This is a genomic window from Paraburkholderia silviterrae (assembly GCF_004353915.1).
Taxonomy (GTDB): domain Bacteria; phylum Pseudomonadota; class Gammaproteobacteria; order Burkholderiales; family Burkholderiaceae; genus Paraburkholderia; species Paraburkholderia silviterrae.
The window spans coordinates 438,932-461,331 of sequence record NZ_SMRP01000001.1; the positions used below are offsets into that span (position 1 = coordinate 438,932).

Genomic DNA, 22,400 nt, shown 5'->3' on the forward strand with positions numbered 1-22,400 from the left:
GCCGCACAAGACCTTGTCAATGCTGAGGATTCCAACACATCGCGTCCGCAGCATTTCATACGAAAACGCCGCACGAACGCTTCCGTTCGTGCGGCGCAACGCGCTCGCGCACGTCATACCCGCGCGTATCAGCGCGGCTTCATTGCCTCATCGTGCCATGAAGCAGCGCTCACGCGAGCTCAATGCACCATGCGCACCGGCGCCGAGTAGCTGCTCGCCTCACCGCTTTGCGACGTGCCTTCCATCGAAGATCCATAGCCGCTGCTGTCACGGGCGTCCAGACGCGCCTTGGCAGCCTGGTAGTCCGAGGGATAGAACGGAGACGCCACGTTCGGCCGCCAGCCCACCGACTCGAGCGCCTTGAGTTCGTTACGCACCTGGTCGCGCGTGACAGGGCCATTTTCGGGTTGCGACTGAGCGAAAGAGACGGCCGGCACCGCGAGCACGGCGGCAAGCGCAACAGCCTTGATAAGCGACTTCATGACAGTACCTCCGGTAACTTGATGTATCGGTCGGGCCCAAGCCGCAAACCGTTAGATACAGTGTAGAAACCCCGGAGCGCGGGATAAATGGTGGCGCGGCGAATTCACTGTTTTCGCAGAACGTATAATCGCGCGCCTCATCACCGTGGCTCATAAGCTTCTTTGCGCCAGGAATAAAGCGCCGCAACGCGGAGCCCGGCCTGCAAGCACGCGCGCACGGGTGCAAGATAGGTGTTTCGGCACCCCCGAAAAGGAGCTTGCGATGGCGACATGGAAGCCTGATCCCAGCTTTTACCCTTCCGCACGCCTGGCGGCCATGGCGACACCTGAAACGCTCGCATGGGTCGCGAGTTTCGATCCCACCAGCCGCGTGCCCGACTCGCTCGACGTGGTCGATCTCGATCCTGGCTCGCACGAGTACGGCCAGATCGTGCATCGCCTTGCGATGCCCAACAGCGGCGACGAACTCCATCACTTCGGCTGGAACGCGTGCAGCTCGTGCCTGTGCCCCAACGCCCCGCACGCGCATACCGAGCGGCGCTACCTGATCGTGCCCGGAATACGCTCGTCGCGCATTCATGTCGTCGATACGAAGCCCGACGCGCGCCGCCCGAAAATCGTGCGCGTACACGAGCCGGAGAGCGTCGCCCAGCGCGCCGGTTACACACGCCCCCATACGGTGCATTGCGGGCCGGACGGCATTTATGTGACAGCGCTCGCCAACGCCGAAGGCGAAGCGCCCGGCGGCATCTTCCTGATGGACCACGAAAGCTTCGACATCCTCGGCCAATGGGAAATCGAGCGCGGCCCGCAGCAGCTTGCCTACGACGGCTGGTGGCATCTCGGCTATGACACGCTCGTGACTAGCGAATGGGGCCTGCCCGCGACCTTCGAGAACGGCCTCGTGCCCGAAGTGCTGCTTGGGGGCCAGTACGGCCATCGGCTGCACTTCTGGGACCTGCACACACGCCAGCATAAACAGGTGCTCGACTTCGGCGCGGAAAACCAGCTCGTGTTCGAGTTGCGGCCCGCGCACGATCCCACCAAGCCCTACGGCTTCGTGAATTCCGTCATCAGCCTGAAAGATCTCTCGGCCTCGATCTGGCAGTGGTACCGCGACGGCGACCAATGGGCGGCGCGCAAGATCATCGAGATTCCCGCCGAGCCCGCCGACCCGGAGAGGCTCCCGCCCCTGCTCAAGGGCTTCGCCGCGGTGCCGCCGCTCGTCACCGACATCGCGCTCTCGCTCGACGACCGCTTTGTCTATGCCGCATGCTGGGGCACGGGTGAACTGCGCCAGTACGATGTTTCGGACCCCGAAGATCCAACCTTGACGGGGAGCGTGCGTATCGGCGGAATCGTGTCGCGCGCCACGCACCCGCGCGCGCAAGGCCGCGCGCTGAACGGCGGCCCGCAAATGGTGGAGGTGAGCCGCGACGGCCTGCGCGTGTATTTCACGAATTCGCTGTACGGCGTGATCGACGGGCAGTTCTACCCCGATGGCATCGACGGCTGGATGGTGAAGCTCGACGCCGGCCCTGATGGCGGACTCAGTTTCGACGAACGTTTTTTCGTGGAGTGGCCCAAGACGCATCGCCCGCATCAGGTCCGGCTGGAAGGCGGCGACTGCTCGTCCGATTCGTACTGCTATCCCTGAGTGCGCGCGAAACGCGCCAAGCAAGCGAAGGCACGAGGCGACGCGGCATGAGCGGCCTGTTTGAGACATTCGGGACATTCGGCACATTCGGCGCGCACTGGGCCGCCTGGAGCGCCGTGATCGCCAGCGGCGTTTTTCACGGTGCGAATCCCGCAATGGGCTGGCTCTTCGCCACCGCGCTCGGACTGCAGCGCGGCAGCCGCACGGCCCTGCTGCTGGCGCTGCCGCCCATCGCGCTCGGCCATGCCGCGTCCATTCTGCTGTTCACGGGCTCGGTTGCGATGCTGGGCGCGTGGCTGCCTGTGCTTATGCACAGCGGCTTGCGCTGGGTGCTTGGCGCCCTGCTGATTGGCTGGGCCGCCTGGCAGCATGCCTGGGGGCACCGCCATCGCGTGCGCGTGGGGATGACGGCTGGCTTTTGTGGGCTCGCGGCATGGTCCGCGCTGATGGCCACGCTTCATGGTGCCGGCCTCATGCTCATGCCCGCGTTGCTGCCGATGTGCGGCGGCGCGGCGGCGAGCGGCGGCGCTGGGGCTGCCGGGCCGCTTGCGATGTCCGTGGCGGTTACCGTGCTGCACACGGTCGTTACGCTTGCCACCACCGCAGTCATTGCGTTCGTTGCCTATGAATATGTGGGACTGGGCATGCTTCGGCGTGGCTGGATCAACTTCGACTGGCTCTGGCGCGTTGCGCTGGTAGCCACCGGGACGCTGATGATTGCGACGGCGTGAGTGGTGCGCATCGCGCTTCCAATCACGTCCCAGCCGGGAAATCCGTCCCAAGGCTAGTTTCGCGCCACGCCTCGGTATCGGCCAGCGCCGCCCGCAGGCGCTGCGAGACCGCGTCCACACCAAACGCGCCCAATACCAGATGGCGAGGCGGTTTCCCCACTTCGGTGATGCGTATCATCGCCTGGGCGGCACGCGCAAGGTCGCCCGCCTGCTTGCCTCTGCCCTCAGCCGTGCGCTTCATGCGCGCGCCCGCCGTATCGGCATCGTCGGCGATCCGGTTCGGCGTCTGCACGAGCGAGCGGCCCGCCCGGTCCGTGCGGAACGGTCCAGGCTCCACGCAGGTCACCTTGATGCCGAGCGGCCAAGCCTGCGCGAGCAGCGCGACGCGCGCGGGCCATGTACCATACGGCGCTCGCGCTCGTGCGCAACGCATCGAACTGTATTTGCCGGAGAAGAACCCAATCATGTCCACCGTCACCACGCCCGAAACGCCCGGCGCGGCCACGCTCAGCACCGAAAACACCGCAAGCCGCGCACGTACAGCTCACGCGGACCACGCGGACCACGCAACCGCCATGCGCGCCCTCGAAGCGCGCTACGGCGCGCCCTGGAGCGCGCCGCTGCCCGCCTGGAACGCGACGCTCGACTCGCTGCTCGCGCATCGCTCGGTGCGCAATTACACGAATCAGCCCTTGCCCGCCGGCACGCTCGAAACGCTGATCGCCGCCGCGCAATCGGCTTCGACCTCCTCGAATCTGCAGACGTGGAGCGTGGTCGCCATCGAGGACCCCGAGCGCAAGGCGCGGCTCTCGAAGCTCGCCGCCGACCAGTCGCAGATTCGCGAGGCGCCGCTCTTTCTCGTCTGGCTCGCCGACCTCAACCGGCTCGAAGCCGCCGCGCAGCGCACCGGCGCGAGCGCGGAGGGCCTCCACTATCTGGAGACGCTGTTCGTCGGCGTGATCGACGCGGCGCTGGCCGCGCAGAATGCCGTGGTGGCGCTCGAGTCGCTCGGCATGAGCGCGGTCTATATCGGCGCGATCCGCAATCAGCCGGAACAGGTGGCCGCCGAGTTGGGCCTGCCGCCGCGCGTGCTGCCCGTGTTCGGCCTGTGCGTGGGTTACGCCGATGAGTCGCGGCCCACGCAGGTAAAGCCGCGCCTGCCGCAGCCCGTTGTCCTGCATCGCGAGCAGTACGACGCGCCTTCGCAGCACGATGGCATCGCGCAATACGACGACGTGATGGGCGCATTCCAGAGCGCGCAGGGCTTGAGCGCGGCGGGCTGGACCTCGCGCTCGCTCGCGCGCTGGCGCAGCCGCGAATCGCTGCATGGCCGCGACCGCCTGCGCGATGCCCTCCAGGCGCTCGGCTTCGAGCTGCGTTGAGACGGTTCGCGCCAGTCGATACGATCCAGTTAGTTGAGCACACAACCAATCGGCAAGTGAACAGGCAACCGAAGGAGCAACGCAGATGAAGATCGCCATCATGGGCGCGGGCGCAGTGGGCTGCTTTTACGGCGCCATGCTCGCGCGCGCGGAACACGACGTCGTCCTGATCGGGCGCGCGCAGCACGTCGAGGCCATCGAGCGCGAGGGCCTGCGCCTCGAAGCGCTGACGTTCGACGAGCGCATCGGCCGCCCGCATCTCACCGCGAGCACCGAAGCAGCCGCCGTGGCCGGCGCCGATCTCGTGCTGTTCTGCGTGAAGTCGACCGACACGGAAAGCGCGGGCGCCTCGATCGCGCCCCACCTGCGCGCCGATGCGCTCGTGCTCACGCTGCAAAACGGCGTGGATAACGCCGAACGCCTGCGCACGGTGATCCCGCACGACGTGGCGGCCGCCGTCGTGTATGTGGCGACGGAGATGGCGGGCCCGGGCCACGTGCGGCATCACGGTCGCGGCGAACTGGTGATCGAGCCCGCGCGCGGCAGTCTGGCCGCCGCGCAAGCCCTGAACGACGCGGGCGTGCCCACCCAGATCTCCGCGAACGTGCGTGGCGCGCTCTGGGCGAAGCTCATCGTGAACTGCGCGTACAACGCGCTTTCGGCGATTTCGCAGTTGCCTTATGGGCGGCTCGTGGAAGGCGCCGGCATACTCGACACGATGCAGGACGTGGTCGCCGAATGCGTGGCCGTGGCGCGCGCCGACGGCGTGACGCTGCCGCCCGACGTGGAAGCCGGCGTGCGCCGCATCGCCGAAACCATGCCGGGGCAGTACTCGTCCACGGCGCAGGACCTCGCGCGCGGCAAGCGCAGCGAAATCGATCATTTGAACGGCTTCGTCGTGCGGCGCGGCGCGGCGCTAGGCGTGGCCACGCCGGCCAACCGCCTGCTGCATGCGCTCGTGAAGCTCATCGAGGACAAGGCGCACGGGGCAATCTGAAGCGTGCACCTTAGTGCACTTTGAGTGCACTTTCGTCATGAAGCCGCCTGCGCCCCGCTGCACGCGGGGGCGCAAGCGGTGCGTCATGCGCCGGACGCTGCGCGTTCGAAGACGAGCAGCGTCGAAGTCGCCGATGCGTAGAGCTTGCCGGCGGCGTCCGTGATCGTCGCCTCGGTGAAGGCCGCACGGCGGCCGATGCTCAACACGCGGCCTTCGGCGCGCACGGGGCCGGTGCTCGCGGTCATGGGCCGGTGATAGGCCACCTTGAGCTCGAGCGTCGTGTAGGCCTGATGCGCGGCGAGACGCGAGTGCGCCGCGCAACCACAGGCGGAATCGAGCAGCGTGGCCGCATAGCCGCCGTGCACCGTGCCAATGGGGTTGTACGCGTGCAGTCCCGGCACACCTTCGAAGACCACGCGGCCCTCCTCCACTTCTGCAAGGTTGAAGCCCAGCGTTTCGCCTATGGGCGCGATGCGGCCGCTCGCGAGCATGCGCTGCAGTTGTTCAAGGCCGGTGAGGCCGGCGGGCAATTCGGCAACGAGGTTCATTTGAAACGTGTCTCCGTCGGGTAGAGTGCGCGGCGCGCCTGGATGCACCCGAATGCAGCCGGCGCGCCAACGTCCCGACATGGTAACGCCTTACGAACGATCGTGCTGAAACAACCCGGCGAACCGAGGAGGCACTCTTTTGCTGCATGTGGCCCCGATACGGCCTCAATAAGTTTCGAGGTGCAGCCGCCCTTCGCGCTTGAGCCGCTCCCACAGCGCGTCCCACGCCATGCCATGCGCTTGCGCGATCTCGCCGAGCGCCTGCAGCACGCCGTCTTCCATGCCCTTGAGCCCGCACACGTAAATATGCGTGTTGCTGTCTTTGAGCAGTTGCGCCACGTCCACGGCGCGCTCGCGCATCGCATCCTGCACGTAGCGTTTGGGCTGCTCCGGCGTGCGCGAGAACGCGAGATTCGTGTCGATGAAGTCCTTCGGCAGATTCATCAGCGGTCCGAAGTAAGGTAATTCCTGCTGCGTGCGCGCGCCAAAGAACAGCATGAGCTTGCCCGTCGCGCCCTTGAGCCTGCGCCGGCGCCGGTATTCGGTCATTGCGCGCATGGGTGCGGAGCCCGTGCCCGTGCAGATCATCAGCAGATGCGAGTTCGGATGGTTCGGCATCAGGAAGGTGTTGCCGAACGGACCGATCACGCTCACCACGTCGCCCTTCTTCAGGTCGCACAGATAGTTCGAGCACACGCCATCCGCGGCGTTGCCGCTATGGTCGCGCGTCACGCGTTTCACGGTGAGCGAGACGTTGTTGTAGCCGGGCCGCTCGCCGTCGCGCGGGCTCGCAACCGAGTACTGGCGCGCGTGATGCGCGCGGCCGTCTGCGCTCGTGCCGGGCGCCAGGATGCCGATCGACTGCCCTTCGAGCACCGGAAACGGCATCGAGCCGAAATCGAGCACGATGTGGTGAATGTCGCTTTCCGTGGAGTCGTCCGTGAGCCGGTAGTTGCCCACCACGGTGGCCGTCGTGGGCGCCTTGTGCGTGTACAGATGCACATAGGGCCGTGCCGCCGACCACGGCGGCACGGTTGCGCCGCGCACCATGTCGGAGCCGGAGCCGGGCGCTTCGTCGCTGTCGCTTTGCGTTGCGCCGGCCTGCGACGCGTTGGAAGCGTTGGACCCAGCCGATCCATCAGGAGCGCTCACGGTCGGATTCTGCGTGGGCAGTTCGTCCCAGCCGAACTGCTCTTCGATGCTGTACGCCTCGGCCTTGAGCACGTTGCGCCAGTTGTCGATCGCGCCGGTCGGGCACGGCGGCACGCAGGCCATGCAGGCGTTGCAGACGTCGGACTTGACGACGTAATTGACACCGTCGTGCGTGATCGCATCGACCGGACAGGTCTCTTCGCAGGTATTGCAGCGAATGCAGATCTCAGGATCGATCAGGTGCTGCCTGAGAATCTCCACGGGAACCGGACCGCTCATGATTGCCTCTGCCGTTCAATTGAAGCGCACATACTCGAAATCGACGGGCTGACGATTGATGCCCATTGCCGGCGGCGCGATCCAGTTCGCGAACTTGCCCGGCTCCACCACGCGGCCCATGAGCGACGCGACATAGGCGCGGTCCTCGGGCGTCGGCAGCCACTTCGCTTCGTTCGCGGCCCATTGCGCCTCGTCGATCACGCGGCCGTCCGGCGCGACGCGCACGCCCGCGAAGGTGCCGATGCGGCGATTGAATGCCTTGTGCGGCACACTCAGGCGAAACTCGATGCCGGCCTTCTCCAGCACCTTGTTCCAGCGGTTCACGCCCGCCACCGAGTCCTTGATGTAGTCGTCGCGCAGCACTTCGTTCATGGCGTTGAGCATCGGCACGTCGCGCTCGACGAGCTTGCCGTCCTGCACGTCGAGCAGGCGATACGTCTGGCCTTCGAGCCGATGGTCGTCGTCGCGCTTCGTTTCCTCGTAGCGGCCCTTCAGGCCCGCGCTGTAGAACGTGGCCGCGTTCGACGAGTGGTCGGCGCCGAACAGGTCGATCGTCACCGCATAGTGGAAGTTAAGGTAGCGCTGGATCGTTTCGAGGTCGATCACGCCCGCGGCACGCAAGCTGGCCACGTCGTCGGTCTTGAGCTCATTCATCGCCTGCGCGGTGCGCTGCACCACGCGCGAGACACCCGACTCGCCCACGAACATGTGATGCGCCTCTTCGGTCAGCATGAACTTCGTGGTGCGCGCGAGTGGGTCGAAGCCCGATTCGGCGAGCGCCGAAAGCTGAAACTTGCCGTCGCGGTCGGTAAAGTAGGTGAACATGAAGAACGCCAGCCAGTCGGGCGTTCTCTCGTTGAAGGCGCCCAGGATGCGCGGGTTGTCGTCATCGCCCGAGCGCCGCTCGAGCAATGCTTCGGCTTCCTCACGACCGTCTCGACCGAAGTGGCGATGCAGCAGATAGACCATCGCCCACAAATGCCGCCCCTCTTCCACGTTCACCTGGAAGAGGTTGCGCAGGTCGTAGAGCGAGGGCGCCGTGAGGCCCAGATGGCGCTGCTGCTCGACCGAGGCGGGCTCGGTGTCGCCTTGCGTGACGATGATGCGGCGCAGGTTCGCGCGGTGCTCGCCCGGCACGTCCTGCCAGGCTGCCTCGCCCTTGTGCGCGCCGAAATGGATCTTGCGGTCCGCCTCGCCGGGCGCGAGGAAGATGCCCCAGCGATAGTCGGGCATTTTCACGTGATCGAAATGTGCCCAGCCGCCGGCGTCCACGCTCACCGCGGTGCGCAGATAGACGTCGAAGCCATGCGAGCCCTCGGGCCCCATGTCGCCCCACCACGAGAGAAAATTCGGTTGCCACTGCTCCAGAGCCCGCTGCAGGGTACGGTCGCCGGCGAGATTGACGTTGTTGGGGATTTTTTCACTGTAGTTGATGGTGGACATCTCGGTTCCTTGCGGCTATGACGGAGCGGGCGGGAATCTGGCTGCGGCCAGGCTGCAATCACACGCGAGCGGGGTCGAACTGCGCCTTGCTGCCCTTGCCGTACACCTTGAGGGCGCCCTTCTCGCCTACCGCGTTGGGGCGATTGAAGATCCAGTTCTGCCACGCGGAGAGCCGGCCGAAAATGCGCGTTTCCATGGTCTCGGGCCCGTTGAAGCGCAAATTCGCTTCGAGGCCCGTGAGCGCGTCGGGCGACATGGCCGCGCGCTCTTCCAGCGCGATGCGGATCTCGTCGGCCCAGTCGATGTCGTCGGGCGCGGCGGTCACGAGGCCCAGCTGCTCCGCCTCGAGCGGCTTGAGCGGCTGGCCGATCCGTGCACGCGCGGCGTCGAGCGGCTCGGCCTCTTCATAGAAGCGCCGCGCGAGACGCGACTGATGCGTGACCATTGGATACAGCCAGAAATTCGCTTCGGATAACGTAATATCAGGCTCTTCGTCCTGGTTCGAAGGCAGCGCCGCCATATAGCTGCGGTCGGCGGCAAATGCGAGCTCAGCGAATGTGCCTGCGAAGCACGAGCCCGGTTCGATCAGCGCGAAAAGCGAGCGCGACGAGACGTCGATACGCGCGAGCGTGCGGCGCAACATGCCGATGGTCTCGCGCACGAACCAGTGGTCGCGGTGTTCGATGAGCGCGGCGTCGGCGGCCAGCACGCCGCGTGCGTCGCCCTCCGTCTTGAAGATCCACGTGCCGATGTCGAGCTCGTTGGTGCGCATCGTGAGAATCGCATCGTCCAGTTCGCGGGCGAACTGCAGCGGCCACCATGCCGCGCCGGCCGCGACGATCGCGTCGATGCCTTCGGGCAGCGGCGCTTTCGCGGTGTCGGGCGCCTTCGCCGTGAAGGTGGCCGTGCGCTTCGCGCGGTCGATCGACACCTCGACGCTCGCGTAGCTCAAACCGTTCGCGTGTTCGATGCGCTCGATGCGCGTGAGCGCGATGCCCTGCGCGCCCCGAGCAACGTCGGGCCGGTCGCTCAGCGCGGCGAGTTCGAGCGCGCGCGCCTGCACCGCCTGGCTGAAGCGGTTGGGCTTGACCACGTCGTCCACGAGGCGCCACGCCTTCGCGCGCTCGCCGCGGATGCCCTCCGCCACGGTGCAGAAAATATCGGCGCGGTCGTGACGGACGCGGCGCTTGTCGGTGAGGCGCGTGAGGCCGCCGGTGCCGGGCAGCACGCCGAGCAGCGGCACTTCGGGCAGCGCCACCGTGGACGAGCGGTCGTCCACCAGCAGGATTTCGTCGCAGGCGAGCGCCAGTTCATAGCCGCCGCCGGCGCAGGCCCCGTTCACCGCGGCAATGAATTTCAGGCCCGAGTGCCGCGACGAATCCTCGATGCCGTTGCGCGTCTCGTTGGTGAACTTGCAGAAGTTCACCTTCCACGCGTGGGTGGAGAGGCCCAGCATGAAGATATTGGCGCCTGAGCAGAACACCCGGTCCTTCAGACTCGTGAGCACCACCGTGCGCACCTCGGGGTGCTCGAAGCGGATGCGCTGGAGGGCATCGTGCAGTTCGATGTCGACGCCGAGATCGTATGAATTCAGCTTCAGCTTGTAGCCTTCGCGAATGCCGCCATCTTCGGCAATATCGATGCCGAGCGTGGCGACGGCGCCGTCGAAGCTGAGCTTCCAGTGCCGATACTGCGAGGGGTCGGTACGGTAGTCGACACGCGGGACGGTCGGTTCAACGACCGGCTGGGCGACGGCGCTATCTACTGCGGCCATGGGGCGTCTCCTTATGCACTTCGTTTCAATGAACGATAGTGCAACGTCAACCCCGTGTAAAGCACTTTAGTGCATATTCAAACTACAGCGGGTAAACCATGAAATACAATGCATCACCTGCCAAACCACCCAGTGCGCCTCAGTCGATGCGCACCGGCTCCGCGCCCAGACGCGCCGCAAGACGATCGCGCAATTGCAGATAGGCGTCGGCGAGCGTCTTCTCGCTGGTGTCGAAGCGCATGTCCGCACGGCTGTACAGCTCGCTGCGGCCTGCCAGAATGCGCTTGAGGTCATCCATGGCCTCGCGGTTGCCCGACATGGGCCTAAAGTCGCCTTGCGCGACCACCCGGCGCATGTGCTCCTCGGGCGCGGCTTGCAGCCAGACCGTGAAGCAGTGCGCAAGCAGCGTGTTGAAGGTGGCCGGCTCGGACACGAGCCCGCCCGGCGAGGCAATCACGGCGCGCGGGTGCTCGGCGATCACGGCCTCCAGCGCGCGCTGCTCGTAGCGGCGGTATGCACTCGCGCCGTAGAGCGAGTGAATCTCCGAGGGCGGGCAGCCGGCCAGTTGCTCGATCACGCGCGTGAGCTCGACGAACGGCACCTTGAGCTCCTGCGCGAGCATGCGCCCGAGCGTGGACTTGCCTGCGCCACGCAGGCCGATGAGCGCAATGCGCTCGTTGCGGTGCGGATCGGCGCTCGCCTGCGAGAACATTTCCGCAAGCGCGATGCGTGCGCGCTGCAGCGCGGCCGGGTCGCGCCCCTGCAGCAACTCGCGGATCAACAGCCATTCGGCCGACGAAGTGGTGACGTCGCCGATCACCTCCGCCAGAGGGCAGCTGAGCGTGGCCGCGATCTGCCGCAGCACCAGTACGGAGGCGTTGCCCACGCCCGATTCCAGATTCGCCAAATGGCGCTCGGACAGCCCGGTTTCCGCCGCCAGCGTCTTGCGCGTCATGCCGCGGCGCGCGCGCAACATGCGTACGCGCTCGCCCATCGCGGTCAGGAACGGGTCGCGTTCGCTGCGCTCGCCGCGCACCGCGTCAGTGGCTTCGTGGGCGTCCGTCGACTCATCAGGCTGCGGCTCGGCAATGTAAGTTTGCTTCATCTTGAGTGACCTCCCAAACCGGCTTTATGTACTATAGTGCTTGACACGCATTTTACTAACCGCTAATTTTCGCCAAAAGACGGGCCGCAGACAAACACAGGAGACACGCATGTCCCCGCAAGACTTCGAACACCTGATTGCAGGTGTCACGAACCAGATTGCCGGCCGTCCATTGGATGATGCACTCGACGCCTGGCTCAACGCTACCTGGCCAAATGGCAGCCCGACCTTCGCGGCGCTCGAAAACGCTTGCCGCCAGGGCGTCGCGGACGGCTGGATGTGTCAGCGCGAGGCCGGTGGGCTGCGCTACGGACGCGTCATCAAGCCGCTGCCGGCCACGCACGGCTTTTCGGTCGATGTCGTGCAGATGAAAGATCTTGCCGGTCCGCATCATACGCACCCTCACGGCGAAATCGATCTCCTCATGCCGATCACGCCCGGCGCGACGTTCGACGGCCGGCCCGCGGGCTGGTGCGTGTACGGTCCAGGCAGTGCACACCACCCAACCGTCGCCAACGGCGAGGCGCTCGTGCTCTATTTGTTGCCGCAAGGCGCGATCGAGTTCACGCCGGCGCCGGCCTGAGCGGCTGCGCCGCCCCACGCACGCGAATCGGGCTTCGTGTCGCCGCCGGCACACCGTTTCCTGGTAGCCAGCGGTATGGCGAATGACGTGCTGCGTGACGTGGTGCATAACGTATTGCCAGGCAATCCGAATCGAACGGCGCAGCAGCTTCATGGCGACCGAAGATCGACGGCGCAGCGCGCATGCAAGGCCATTTCACGCAAGGCAGCGCGGTCGCGGCAGATCGAGACAGATCGAAGCACACCAAGCGGAGACAGCATCGTGGATACCCAAGCAGCGTCGCTGGCCGTGGCCCCTGCGGCACCGCAGATATCGAGCGCGCCGGCCCCCGTGCCGCCACCCGCGCAACTGAACTTTGCAGCGCACCTGTTCGCCCTGAACGCGGCGCGCAGCGCCAAACCCGCCTATATCGACGACACCCGCACGCTCGCCTATGGCGAGCTCGAAACGCGCGCGCGCCAATTCTCCGCGGCGTTGCGCGAGCTGGGCGTGCACGCCGAAGAGCGCATCCTGCTCGTGATACTCGACAGCATCGAGCTGCCGGTCGTCTTTCTCGGCGCGTTGCATGCGGGCGTCGTGCCCGTCATCGTCAACACCCAGCTCACCGCCGCCGACTATGCCTACATGCTCGCGCACAGCCGAGCGCGGCTCGTGATTGCGTCGGGCGCGGTGCTGCCGGTCGTGAGCGCCGCGCTCGCACAAGCCAATTCCCAGGGCGATGGCGAAGACTGCGCGCTCGTGGTCTCGCAGCCACTCGCCGGCGCGCCGGCCTGCCCGCGCGGCACAATCGTGCTCCATGAGCTGATCGAACGCGCCCAGCCTGCTGCGCACGCGGCTCGAACGAGCGGCGACGACATCGCGCTCTGGCTCTATTCGTCGGGTTCCACGGGCAAGCCCAAGGGAACTGTGCATACGCACGCCAACCTCTACTGGACCGTGGAGACTTATGCCAAGTCCGTTCTCGGCATCCGCGAAAGCGACGTGGTGTTTTCCGCGGCCAAGCTGTTTTTCGCGTACGGGCTCGGCAATGCCCTCTCGTTTCCGCTCTCGGTAGGCGCGACCACGGTGCTGATGGCCGAGCGCCCCACCGCCAGCGCCGTCTTCACACGCCTCGTCAAGCACCGCCCGACTATCTTCTACGGCGTGCCCACGCTGTACGCGAGCATGATGGCCTCGCCCAACCTGCCCGCACGCGCGGAGCTCGCGCTGCGCATTTGCGCCTCGGCGGGCGAGGCGTTGCCGCGCGAAACCGGCGAGCGCTTCAGCCGCCACTTCGGCAGCGACATCCTCGACGGCATCGGCTCCACGGAAATGCTGCACATCTTTCTCTCGAACCGCCCGGGCGAAGTCGAATACGGCACCACGGGGCGCCCCGTGCCCGGCTACGAAATCGAGCTGCGCGACGAGTCGGGCCGGCCCGTGCCCGACGGGGAAATGGGCGAGCTCTATATTCGCGGCCCGAGCGCCGCCTTGATGTACTGGAGCAATCGCGAGAAGTCGCGCGCGACCTTTCTGGGCGAGTGGGTCAAGAGCGGCGACAAGTACCGGCGCCTGCCCAGTGGCTGCTACGTCTATGCGGGCCGCAGCGACGACATGCTCAAGGTGAGCGGCCAGTATGTCTCGCCCATCGAGGTGGAGATGGTGCTCGTGCAGCACGAAGCCGTGCTCGAGGCGGCCGTGATCGGCGTGGATCAGGACGGGCTCGTAAAGACCTGTGCATTCGTCGTGCTCAAGCAGGAGGCGAATGCGCAAGCGCTCGCCACCCAGGACGGGCATGCCGCGCTCGTCGACACGCTGAAGGCCTTCGTCAAGGCGCGGCTCGCGCCGCACAAGTACCCACGCGACATTGTTTTCGTCGACGATCTGCCGAAGACCGCAACGGGCAAGATCCAGCGCTTTCGTCTGCGCGAACAGTATCGGCCCCGCTCGTGAGGCGATCGTGAGGCCCTGATAAAGCCGCCGGGCGGCCATTCTCCGCATCGCCACGCCCAGGCGGCGCTCGACGCAGCCATCCCGCCATTCGCTCTCGCGGTTCTCGCGGTTCTCGCGGTTCTCGCGGTTCTCGCGGTTCTCGCGGCTCTCGCGGCTCTCGCGGCTCTCGCGCCGCGCGCCCGCACGGTCACGGCCTGAGCCTCACGCCAGGAGCCGTTCGCACGCCTGCCGATTCATCCACCCGCCCCTTCAGGCCGTCACGCGCCATCCACCGCCTGCTCCGTGCACACGCGGCATCGTTCGTCGATGCTGCTTGAGCGCGGTGCGCTCCGATGTGACGCCCGAGGCCCCTGCAGCCCGCATCGGCGCCCCACAATGATGTTATTGTCTGCAATGGCCACAGCAGTCCGACCCCACCTGCCCTGAGACCGCTTTGCATCGGTGCTTTGCATGGGACCGGAGTAAGCGCAAAAGCGCTAATACCGGTCGACAAGAGACACACGCGCAGCCAGGGCCGGCGGCGAATCCGGCATCGAACCATGAGCGATTCCACCCTGATGAACGTATCGAGTATCACGATGCGCGCGCGCCGCGGCTGGGCGGCGCTCAAGCCGCGCATGGTACGCGCGTTCGCGCCCGCCATGCGCAACCTCCAGTATGTGAAGCGCCGCATGCGCCCGCTCGCCGTGGTCGCGAGCATCGGCTTTCCGCTTTACTACTACGTCTGGAAAGACCTTTTTCCGCAGCCCTACGAAAATCTCACGCTGCGCCTGATCGGCGCCGCGCTGTTCGTGCCGATTCTCGCCTTCGAGCGCTGGCCCGCCGCGGCCAAAAAACTGCTGCCCTGGTACTGGTATACCGCCACGCTCTACGCGCTGCCGTTCTTCTTCACCTTCATGCTGCTCAAGAACAACGGCAACGAGGTCTGGGTCGAAAGCGCACTGATCGCCGCCTTCGTCATGGTGCTGCTGCTCGACTGGCTCATGCTCGTGCTGCAGTTTGTCGTAGGCATCGGGCTCGCGCTCGTCGCCTATGTGCTCACTACCGACCCGATCGTCCTCAACTCCATCTATCTCACCCACCTGGCGATCTTCTCGTTCGCCGTTGCCATCGGCGCGGTGGCGAACTACGACCAGGACCGCATCCAGATCGAACAGGAGCGCGCCATGCTGGCCACGGCGGGCAGCGTCGCGCACGAGCTGCGCACGCCGCTCGTCGCCATCCGCGTGGGGGCGGCGGGCCTCATGCGCTATCTGCCCGCACTGCTCGACACCTATGCGCTCGCCCAGCGCAACCGCCTGCCGGTGCCGAAAATACGCGTGGCGCATCTTCATTCGATGCAGGGCGTGGTGAGCCGCATCGAGCAGGAAGCGCTGCATTCGAACGCGATCATCGACATGCTGCTCGCCACCGCGCGCTTCTCCGGCACGAACATGCAAAACGCAACAACGTGCTCGATTGCGCATTGCGTCGAAACCGCGCTTGCGCGCTATCCGTTTCGCGAAGGCGAGCGCGCGCGCGTGCATTGCAATCTGCGGCCCGATTTCGAGTTCGCCGGCTCTGAAATGCTCACCGTGCACGTGCTGTTCAATCTGCTCAAAAATGCGTTTCGGCACATGGGCAGCATCGACGGCGCGCATATTTCGATCCGGCTCGAAGCGGCCGATCGCGGCAATCGCGCCAACCGGCTGATTTTCAGCGATACCGGCTCCGGTATTTCGTCTGAAGTCTTGCCGCACATCTTTACCCGCTTTTATACTTCTTCCACCACCACCGATGACGTGTCGCTCGGAGCAGGAATTGGGCTGGCATTTTGCCGCGATGTCATGCAAGCGATGGGGGGAGCCATTGCCTGCTCTTCGGTGAAAGGCAAGTACACCGAGTTTGTTTTGACATTCCCATCGCCATGACGAAAGCCACTCCGAAAGCCATTCAGCCGTTCTCCTGGCCGACCACCGCCGCCTTCGTCGACGACAGTGCGGCGTTTCTCTCGAATCTGAGCCTGCAGCTCGACCCGGAGCTGGCGTTCCGGCTGTTCAGCTCGCCCGCTGAAGCCCTGAAGTTCCTGAACGGCCGCGCGGCGCAAGACCAGCCGGCCTCGCCCATTTTCAGTCCCTATCTCGACCGCACCGAGGAAAACGATGCGCATCAGGTCATTGCCATGCGCGTGGACGCGATCCGCTCGCTCGTGCACCGGCCGGAGCGCTTCGAGTCCGTGTCGGTCGTGGTGGTCGACTACGACATGCCCGAGCTGAACGGCATCGAATTCTGCCGCCGCCTTACCAATCCGGCGCTCAAGAAAATCGTGCTCACCGGCAAGGCCGACGAGCACGTGGCCGTCAAGAGCTTCAACGAAGGCCTGATCGACCGCTTCATCCGCAAGCACGAAGTCGACGCAGTAGAAACCCTGAATCAGGCGATCCGCGACATGCAGGCCGCGTATTTCAACAAGGCCTGCGGCACGGTGCTCGACGCGCTCGCCGTTTCCGAATACGCGTTTCTCAAGGATGGCGCGCTCGCCGCGCACGTGCAGGGCATTTTCGACTCGCTCGGCATCGTCGAGCACTATCTCTCGTATCAGCCGCACGGCCTGCTCATGTTCGATGCCCAGGGCACGCCCTCGCTGCTCATCCTCCACACCGAGCAATCGCTGCGCGGCGTGCACGAGATCGCCGTCGAGCAAAACGCGCCCGCATCGTTTCTGGCCGAGCTCGACAGCCAGCGCAGCGTGCCCTACTTCTGGCGCACCGAAGGCTACTATCCGGCGCAATGCGAGCAATGGCAGCCGTACATGCATCCCGCATCGGTGTTCGAAGGCGAGCGCCGCTATATCTATGCCGTCGTGAAGAACCCCGCGGGCCTCGCGCTCGAGAACGTGCTGCCCTATGAAGCCTGGCTGCAGCATCTCGACCGCGAAATCCAGGCGGCGTGGGACTCGCGCTGAGCCGCTCACGCCGCCTGCCTGTCATGCCCGTGTCACGCTCGCGCCACCTCTGCGCATGCCGGCCTCACGCGGCCACCGACAGTTCGGCCAGCGCACGCGGCTGACGCACGCGCGCACGCCCGGCGCCGCGCTCCACCAGGCGGCGCGTCGAAGGCCAGTTCCACATTTGCACTTCGTCGCGTATCGCTTCGCACACTTGCACGATACGCTCGAGCTCCGCCTCGGAGAGCGCCGCACTGATCGACAGGCGCACGAGCGAGCGGTTCTGCGCCGTGGCCGGCGCGCAGAACACCGAGCCGAAGATGCCGTGCGCCTCGAGCGCATCGCGCAGCACGATGGTCTGCGGTTCCGGGCCGGCCTCGAGCGCGATGATCTGCGTTTCGCTACCGTTGAGGTTGTACCCAAGCTCTGCGAGGCGCATGCGCAGATAGCGCGCGTTCGCGGCCACGCGCGTGCGGCGCCAGTCGTCGCGCTCGATCACGTCGAGCGTGGCCGCCAGACCCGCGCTTTCGTGCGGCAGCAGCGTCGAGCTGAAAATGGCCGGCAACGCCTCGCACTTGAAGTATTCCTGGAAGCGCCGCGAGCAGCTGATGATGCCCGCGCGGCCCGCGAACGCCTTCGCGAGACTCGCCGTGCGAAAGTGCACGCGATCGGTCAAGCCCAATTGCGCCACCATCCCCGCGCCATGCGGACCGTGCGTGCCGAGCGAATGCGACTCGTCCACCACGAATACGCAATCGTGCTCGGCGCACACGTCCGCGAAGGCCTGCAGCGGGCACACGCTGCCATTCGTGCTGTACACCGAATCGACGATCACGATGCCCGGCCCGTAGCGCTGGATGCGTTGCTCGAGATGCTCGACATCGTTGTGGAAGAAACTGATGGCCTTCGCCCCCGCGCTGCGAATGCCTTCCCAGAGTGACATATGCGCCATCATGTCGACGTACACCGGCGTCTGCGCATTCGCGATCGACTGGATCAGCCCCGTGTTGGCCGCGAACCCCGACTGGCACAGCACGCTCGCCTCGGCGCCCATGAAGCGCGCGAAACGGTCTTCGAGATTGAGCTGAGGGCAATCGTCGCCATGCAGGAACACACCCGACATCAGAAGGCCGTTGCCCTCGGAGCGGATGCTCATGCACATCGCATCGAGTATCTCGGGATGGCGAGCGATCGACAGATAGTCGTTGCTCGAAAGATGCAAAGCGTCGGCATGCGCAACGCGCCCCTTCATGATGTGTCCCCCCGACCAGCTCTGCTGCACGCGTTCCGTGTAATAGCGGTCAACGCGTGCGGCAAGAAAGGCCGGCAGTGCCGCGTCGTTGTTATGTGCATTCCGCCAATTGTTATTGCCAACTTTCATCTCAGGCTCCTTGTGGTTGATGGCCACCCACCCAAGCTGATGCGCGACTTCCCCCGGAAATCCTGTTGGACGGCTGGCCAGTAGTTGGCCCGCGCCGGAGCGCCATGCGCGAAACGCATGGCGAGGGAATTCCGGTTGCGGGCTTATAAATGCGGTGACGAATGCGAGCGGAGCAACGCCTCGCGCGCGTGCGCAGGGCGCGTGGGGCGAGACGCGCGGCGCGCACCGGCTGCGCCTGCGTGCACATGCACGTGTCGCGCTACAGTGCGAGCGGCCCGGACCTGTGTCGGGCAGCCGGCGTCTTGCGGTGCGTTTGCTCCTGCGCGGACTGGCGTCGACGCGTCTGGCATGCGCTTCTACGCGCACGAGAGGCAGCGGATTCGAAGGCAAATAAAGGTGCGTGACGCCGCAAGCGGGCGTCTCGATATCCGCACGAAATCCGCCTGGAGTGATCGCCACGGGTTACCAAGAAAGAGACGCCTGCCCCGGAAAAAGCGGTGCCTGTTTCCGGCGGCGAGAACAAGGCAACGCGCGGCCGGCTGGAACGAACGTTGTTGAACGTCATCCCTGGCTGGGATTGATTATCCTTTAAAAACAGCGAGGTGGCTTATCTGAATTGCATTAGCATGCGCTATGCATACCGAAATGACTGCATAGGTTTAACGCCCCTCAACGATCCGTTGTCGAGGCATTCAATTCGCATAATCTCACGAGAAGAGACAGGATGACGAAATAAGTCCATTGCGCAAAGAGGGGAAACACCAAGGTGCAATGGATTACCGGCCTGTTTTAAGGGCCGGTTTTAAGGGCCTGTCCGGCACGGCCGGTAGGGTGGGAGCCGCGTGTGGCAATGCGGATGTAAAAATCGCCTGGCATTATTTGAATTTTTTATGACGCCGTCGGCGCATCCGCGCGCAATTGCGCTTTGTCTTTATTGCGCCGTTGCGCTCACCACCCGGTCGCGGCCGCGCGTCTTCGCCTCATAAAGCGCCGCGTCCGCACGCGCCATCAGGCTCGCCAATGTGTCGCCGTCCTGATAGACGTCCACGCCGGCGCTGAACGTCAGGCCCGCGTGCGCCGCCGGGGCATCGTCCCCGGCGCCCTCCCCGTCGTCCTGCGCGCTGCCCGACGGCGAGGCCTCGTGCGCTGTGGCGCAGCCTCCGCGCCGCACCGCGAGCGCGGCCACGCGCAGGGCGTCGAGCCGCATCACCGCGTCCTCGCGCACCATCGCCGGAAAAAGCAGTGCGAACTCCTCGCCGCCCAGCCTGCCGAACAGGTCCGACTCGCGCATGCCGGCAGCAATCACGCGGCCGAACTGGGAGAGCGCGCGATCGCCGGCCGCGTGGCCGTAGCGGTCGTTGATGCCCTTGAAGTGATCGATATCGACGATGGCGAGCGCATGCGGCGTGCCCGCGGCGCGCGCGGCGTCGAGCGCCGCGGTGGCCTGCGTGAGGAAGGCGCGGCGCGTGAGCGCGCCGGTCAGCTCGTCGCGGCTCGCGAGGTGTTCGAGCCGCTCGGCCATGCGGTCGTGCGCGAGCAGCACCATGCCGATCGAGAGCGCCGGCAGCACCAGAATCCCCAGCGCCAGATACGCGACGTTAAAGGGCGTGAAGTCGAGCATGGTGCTCTGATGGATCAGCCCCGTGCCGTAAATGATGCCCCGCAGGCCATGCGCGAACGCGCCAAGCCAGGCGGCGCAGGTGACGAAGCGATAGCTATAGGCCGGCCGTCCCGCCGGGCGATGGCGCAGCGCCAGCCAACCGATGGCGCTATAAACCGAGCCATGAAACACGGAAACGAGCGCGATGCGCGCGGCCAGATCCGGCGTTATCCAGTACCACCAGGCAATCCCCGCGCCCACCGCCGCACAGCCCGCCCGGGCGAGCGGCGCGCGCGGGCTCAGCCCGAAGAACTCGCGGCAACCCTCGAGCACCCGCGTAATGGCGCACGCAAGCAGCGTGTTCGAAACGAAGATCGTGAGGAGCGGCACGCCCATGCGCTGCATGCCCGCGAGCACGAGCGCGCCGCTCGCCATCACGTAGGCGCCCATCCAGCGGCTCACCCCGGGAATGCCCGCGGGCCGCAATGAGCCGAGGATGGCGAGACTCATGATGCTCGATAGCACCGTGACGAGGAGGATATTGACCGGATCTAACATGGGCGGCGCATGACGCAGGGTCGTTCGGATGGCGGCCGGCTAACGCGCTGTGTACGTGCGGGCTGGGCCTTGCGTAAGTTAACGGCAGAAAATAAAACGACTTGAGCCGGCCCGGGAAACACGACGTCGCCACGGGAACGCCGTCTGCTATGTCATGCATGCGTCATTTCAGTGACTCGCCCGCGCCACGCCGCCGATCGAGGGCATGGCCGCTCCGAGCGCATCGGGCATGGAAAATGCGGCAGAGCCAGTAAGCTCCGACACCTGCAAGCGCCGGAGCAAGCCTGCCCGGACGAAGTTGGGCCATGGCGAAGAACACACTCGCACGGCGTAGCAGCCGTGCAAGAACGGCGGGCGCGCGCCGCACAGGTAAACCACGTATGGCTACCGTATTACTCGTCGACGACGACATCAACGCGCTGAACGCCCTGAAAGAGCTGGTCGGTCAGGAAGGTTATCGGGTCAGAACCGCTGAGGACGGGACAGACGCGCTCAGGGCCGCGCTCGCCGACCCGCCCGATGTCGTGATCTCCGATTGCATGATGCCGCACATGGACGGTCTCGCGCTGATGCGCGAAATGCGCCGCAACAGCGTGCTCGCGCGGGTACCGCTGGTGCTCGTCTCCGCGCTCGTCACGCCGCCCGCCGATGCGGATCTGATCGGCTTCCTGCGCAAGCCCTTTGCCGTCACGCAGTTGCTCGACATTCTGCACCGCGTGGCGATGCCTTGAGGTCTTGAGCGCGCGGCACGCCGCAGCGGCTCGGGGCGCCCGTGGTTGCGGCGCGCGCCCTGGCTGGCCGCGCCAATCGTTGTGATGCGTTGCGAATCGTTGTGATGCGTTGTGTTGCGTCGTAACGAATCTGACGCGAAGCTGCAGTAAAGTCGAGGTCATTTGCCGCAACGAGACCATGCTCGTCCCACCACTCGCGCCGCTCGTCGCCGCGTTCTACGAAACCGTCCGGCAAGGCAGCATCGTCGCCGCTGCACGGCATCTCTCGGTCAGCCAGCCCACCATCACGGCGCGCATCCAGCAGCTCGAAAAGCACTACGGTGTGGAGTTATTTCATCGCCGCGGCAACCGCGTCGAGCTCACGCAAACGGGCGCCGCGCTCATGCCGCTGATCGACCGGCTGATGCTGAGCGAACGCGAAATCGACGCCGCCCTGCGCCACGAACGCGAGTGCTACACCGGCAGCTTTCGGTTGGGGACGACCGGCCCCTACTACATCCTCCCCGCCGTTGCGGCATTCCGGCGCCGCTATCCGAACGTGCAGATCGGCATGGAGGTGGGCAATTCGAAGGAGGTGCTCGACGCGCTCGTGGAGTATCGCGTGGACGTGGCCGTTTCGTCGAACCGCGTGGACGACCCCGCGCTCGCGCGCCACCGCATCGCCGGCGATCTGCTCGTGCTGGTGGTCGATCCCGCGCACGCGCTCGCTCAGCGGCGCGGCACCGACCTCGGCGTGCTCGCCAGCGAAACGCTATTGCTGCGCGAGCCCGGCTCGCGCACGCGCGAGGCCACCGAGACCGCACTCAAGCGGCGCGGCGTCGAGCCCGCCGCCGTCATCGAAATCGGCAGCCGGGAGGCCATCTGCGAGGCGATCCGCCAGGGGCTCGGCTGCTCGCTGATGCCCGCTGGCGAAGTGCCGCGCGGCGCCTCGCTCGTGAGCGTGCCCATCGAGCCCGACGGCCCCGTGATGCATGAATATCTCTATCATCTGAAGAGCCGCGCGAATGGGCATCTCATCGCGGCGTTCATGGGCACGCTCGAAGCGCTGCGCGCCGCACACGGCGAGGCCAGCGAAGCCGCCTCATTTAATTCGTAAAACGAAATAATTCAGGCACGCCTCGCACACCAACAATCCTCGC

Annotated in this window: 19 protein-coding genes; 10 read left to right on the top strand and 9 right to left on the bottom strand. The window is 65.7% G+C overall.

Features of this window, described 5'->3' with window-relative positions; genetic code table 11:
* Window positions 1-179: 179 nt before the first annotated feature.
* Window positions 180-482 (bottom strand): DUF4148 domain-containing protein, encoded by a 303-nt coding sequence (locus EYW47_RS01960; RefSeq protein WP_133193196.1) that lies wholly within the window; start codon window positions 480-482, stop codon window positions 180-182.
* A 262-nt stretch (window positions 483-744) separates the two neighbouring features.
* Here EYW47_RS01960 and EYW47_RS01965 point away from each other — a divergent pair, with 262 nt between their 5' ends.
* Together EYW47_RS01965 and EYW47_RS01970 are read left to right on the top strand one after the other, a co-directional pair.
* Entirely contained in the window at window positions 745-2,139 is a 1,395-nt protein-coding gene (locus EYW47_RS01965) for a selenium-binding protein SBP56-related protein (protein WP_133193197.1), read from the top strand.
* A 47-nt stretch (window positions 2,140-2,186) separates the two neighbouring features.
* The gene (locus tag EYW47_RS01970) at window positions 2,187-2,870 is read left to right on the top strand and encodes a hypothetical protein (RefSeq protein WP_133193198.1); all 684 of its coding nucleotides are present in this window, start codon (window positions 2,187-2,189) and stop codon (window positions 2,868-2,870) included.
* A gap of 22 nt (window positions 2,871-2,892) precedes the next feature.
* On the opposite strand, the gene EYW47_RS01975 is transcribed toward EYW47_RS01970, so the two are convergent.
* Window positions 2,893-3,336 carry a Rossmann-fold NAD(P)-binding domain-containing protein gene (locus tag EYW47_RS01975; protein ID WP_240763497.1) on the bottom strand — a complete coding sequence of 148 codons (444 nt, stop codon included), beginning with the start codon at window positions 3,334-3,336 and terminating at the stop codon, window positions 2,893-2,895.
* Between the two features lie 109 nt (window positions 3,337-3,445).
* Between EYW47_RS01975 and EYW47_RS01980 the strand changes: the two genes are divergently transcribed.
* On the top strand, window positions 3,446-4,252 hold the full coding sequence (locus EYW47_RS01980) for an NADPH-dependent oxidoreductase (protein WP_133193601.1): 807 nt from the start codon (window positions 3,446-3,448) through the stop codon (window positions 4,250-4,252).
* 85 nt (window positions 4,253-4,337) lie between these two features.
* Window positions 4,338-5,249, top strand: a complete 912-nt coding sequence (locus tag EYW47_RS01985; RefSeq protein WP_133193199.1) for a ketopantoate reductase family protein — start codon at window positions 4,338-4,340, stop codon at window positions 5,247-5,249.
* Between the two features lie 83 nt (window positions 5,250-5,332).
* Here EYW47_RS01985 and EYW47_RS01990 read toward each other — a convergent pair whose 3' ends face one another.
* The 5 genes from EYW47_RS01990 to EYW47_RS02010 all read right to left on the bottom strand — a co-directional run bounded on the left by EYW47_RS01990 (window position 5,333) and on the right by EYW47_RS02010 (window position 11,550).
* Window positions 5,333-5,797, bottom strand: a complete 465-nt coding sequence (locus tag EYW47_RS01990; RefSeq protein WP_133193200.1) for a PaaI family thioesterase — start codon at window positions 5,795-5,797, stop codon at window positions 5,333-5,335.
* A gap of 165 nt (window positions 5,798-5,962) precedes the next feature.
* Complete coding sequence (gene boxA, locus EYW47_RS01995) at window positions 5,963-7,228, bottom strand: benzoyl-CoA 2,3-epoxidase subunit BoxA (RefSeq protein ID WP_133193201.1); 1,266 nt, start codon at window positions 7,226-7,228, stop codon at window positions 5,963-5,965.
* A gap of 15 nt (window positions 7,229-7,243) precedes the next feature.
* Window positions 7,244-8,671 (bottom strand): benzoyl-CoA 2,3-epoxidase subunit BoxB, encoded by a 1,428-nt coding sequence (boxB, locus tag EYW47_RS02000; protein ID WP_133193202.1) that lies wholly within the window; start codon window positions 8,669-8,671, stop codon window positions 7,244-7,246.
* 58 nt (window positions 8,672-8,729) lie between these two features.
* Window positions 8,730-10,445, bottom strand: a complete 1,716-nt coding sequence (boxC, locus tag EYW47_RS02005) for a 2,3-epoxybenzoyl-CoA dihydrolase (protein ID WP_133193203.1) — start codon at window positions 10,443-10,445, stop codon at window positions 8,730-8,732.
* Between the two features lie 139 nt (window positions 10,446-10,584).
* Entirely contained in the window at window positions 10,585-11,550 is a 966-nt protein-coding gene (locus EYW47_RS02010) for a helix-turn-helix transcriptional regulator (RefSeq protein ID WP_133193204.1), read from the bottom strand.
* A 109-nt stretch (window positions 11,551-11,659) separates the two neighbouring features.
* Here EYW47_RS02010 and EYW47_RS02015 point away from each other — a divergent pair, with 109 nt between their 5' ends.
* From EYW47_RS02015 to EYW47_RS02030, 4 genes are all read left to right on the top strand, one after another.
* Entirely contained in the window at window positions 11,660-12,133 is a 474-nt protein-coding gene (locus EYW47_RS02015; protein WP_133193205.1) for a DUF4863 family protein, read from the top strand.
* Between the two features lie 288 nt (window positions 12,134-12,421).
* On the top strand, window positions 12,422-14,065 hold the full coding sequence (locus tag EYW47_RS02020) for a benzoate-CoA ligase family protein (protein WP_240763522.1): 1,644 nt from the start codon (window positions 12,422-12,424) through the stop codon (window positions 14,063-14,065).
* Window positions 14,066-14,604: 539 nt separating this feature from the next.
* Window positions 14,605-15,975: a sensor histidine kinase gene (locus tag EYW47_RS02025; RefSeq protein ID WP_240763499.1), complete on the top strand. Its 1,371-nt coding sequence runs from the start codon at window positions 14,605-14,607 to the stop codon at window positions 15,973-15,975.
* A complete protein-coding gene (locus EYW47_RS02030; RefSeq protein WP_133193207.1) occupies window positions 15,972-17,009 on the top strand; it encodes a response regulator in 1,038 nt (345 codons plus the stop codon). The genes EYW47_RS02025 and EYW47_RS02030 overlap by 4 nt, the downstream gene beginning before the upstream one ends.
* 64 nt (window positions 17,010-17,073) lie before the next feature.
* Here the strand turns inward: EYW47_RS02030 and cqsA are convergent, their stop codons facing one another.
* Both cqsA and EYW47_RS02040 read right to left on the bottom strand, forming a co-directional pair.
* Window positions 17,074-18,372: an alpha-hydroxyketone-type quorum-sensing autoinducer synthase gene (gene cqsA, locus EYW47_RS02035; protein WP_133193208.1), complete on the bottom strand. Its 1,299-nt coding sequence runs from the start codon at window positions 18,370-18,372 to the stop codon at window positions 17,074-17,076.
* Between the two features lie 931 nt (window positions 18,373-19,303).
* Complete coding sequence (locus EYW47_RS02040) at window positions 19,304-20,530, bottom strand: GGDEF domain-containing protein (RefSeq protein ID WP_133193209.1); 1,227 nt, start codon at window positions 20,528-20,530, stop codon at window positions 19,304-19,306.
* A 380-nt stretch (window positions 20,531-20,910) separates the two neighbouring features.
* Here EYW47_RS02040 and EYW47_RS02045 point away from each other — a divergent pair, with 380 nt between their 5' ends.
* Both EYW47_RS02045 and EYW47_RS02050 read left to right on the top strand, forming a co-directional pair.
* Window positions 20,911-21,261 carry a response regulator gene (locus EYW47_RS02045; RefSeq protein ID WP_133193603.1) on the top strand — a complete coding sequence of 117 codons (351 nt, stop codon included), beginning with the start codon at window positions 20,911-20,913 and terminating at the stop codon, window positions 21,259-21,261.
* 178 nt (window positions 21,262-21,439) lie between these two features.
* Entirely contained in the window at window positions 21,440-22,357 is a 918-nt protein-coding gene (locus EYW47_RS02050; RefSeq protein ID WP_133193210.1) for a LysR substrate-binding domain-containing protein, read from the top strand.
* The last annotated feature ends 43 nt before the right edge of the window (window positions 22,358-22,400 follow it).

What these genes read in the sequence shown, in the direction of transcription:
- EYW47_RS01980 (WP_133193601.1), top strand. Translation starts at nt 3,446, where the DNA reads ATGCGCGCCCTCGAAGCGCGCTACGGCGCGCCCTGGAGCGCGCCGCTG.
- boxA (WP_133193201.1), bottom strand. Translation starts at nt 7,228, where the DNA reads ATGAGCGGTCCGGTTCCCGTGGAGATTCTCAGGCAGCACCTGATCGAT.
- EYW47_RS02010 (WP_133193204.1), bottom strand. Translation starts at nt 11,550, where the DNA reads ATGAAGCAAACTTACATTGCCGAGCCGCAGCCTGATGAGTCGACGGAC.
- boxC (WP_133193203.1), bottom strand. Translation starts at nt 10,445, where the DNA reads ATGGCCGCAGTAGATAGCGCCGTCGCCCAGCCGGTCGTTGAACCGACC.
- EYW47_RS02030 (WP_133193207.1), top strand. Translation starts at nt 15,972, where the DNA reads ATGACGAAAGCCACTCCGAAAGCCATTCAGCCGTTCTCCTGGCCGACC.
- EYW47_RS02050 (WP_133193210.1), top strand. Translation starts at nt 21,440, where the DNA reads ATGCTCGTCCCACCACTCGCGCCGCTCGTCGCCGCGTTCTACGAAACC.
- EYW47_RS01990 (WP_133193200.1), bottom strand. Translation starts at nt 5,797, where the DNA reads ATGAACCTCGTTGCCGAATTGCCCGCCGGCCTCACCGGCCTTGAACAA.
- EYW47_RS02045 (WP_133193603.1), top strand. Translation starts at nt 20,911, where the DNA reads ATGGCTACCGTATTACTCGTCGACGACGACATCAACGCGCTGAACGCC.
- EYW47_RS01970 (WP_133193198.1), top strand. Translation starts at nt 2,187, where the DNA reads ATGAGCGGCCTGTTTGAGACATTCGGGACATTCGGCACATTCGGCGCG.
- EYW47_RS01985 (WP_133193199.1), top strand. Translation starts at nt 4,338, where the DNA reads ATGAAGATCGCCATCATGGGCGCGGGCGCAGTGGGCTGCTTTTACGGC.
- cqsA (WP_133193208.1), bottom strand. Translation starts at nt 18,372, where the DNA reads ATGAAAGTTGGCAATAACAATTGGCGGAATGCACATAACAACGACGCG.
- EYW47_RS01975 (WP_240763497.1), bottom strand. Translation starts at nt 3,336, where the DNA reads ATGATTGGGTTCTTCTCCGGCAAATACAGTTCGATGCGTTGCGCACGA.
- EYW47_RS01960 (WP_133193196.1), bottom strand. Translation starts at nt 482, where the DNA reads ATGAAGTCGCTTATCAAGGCTGTTGCGCTTGCCGCCGTGCTCGCGGTG.
- EYW47_RS02040 (WP_133193209.1), bottom strand. Translation starts at nt 20,530, where the DNA reads ATGTTAGATCCGGTCAATATCCTCCTCGTCACGGTGCTATCGAGCATC.
- EYW47_RS02015 (WP_133193205.1), top strand. Translation starts at nt 11,660, where the DNA reads ATGTCCCCGCAAGACTTCGAACACCTGATTGCAGGTGTCACGAACCAG.
- EYW47_RS02025 (WP_240763499.1), top strand. Translation starts at nt 14,605, where the DNA reads ATGAGCGATTCCACCCTGATGAACGTATCGAGTATCACGATGCGCGCG.
- EYW47_RS01965 (WP_133193197.1), top strand. Translation starts at nt 745, where the DNA reads ATGGCGACATGGAAGCCTGATCCCAGCTTTTACCCTTCCGCACGCCTG.
- boxB (WP_133193202.1), bottom strand. Translation starts at nt 8,671, where the DNA reads ATGTCCACCATCAACTACAGTGAAAAAATCCCCAACAACGTCAATCTC.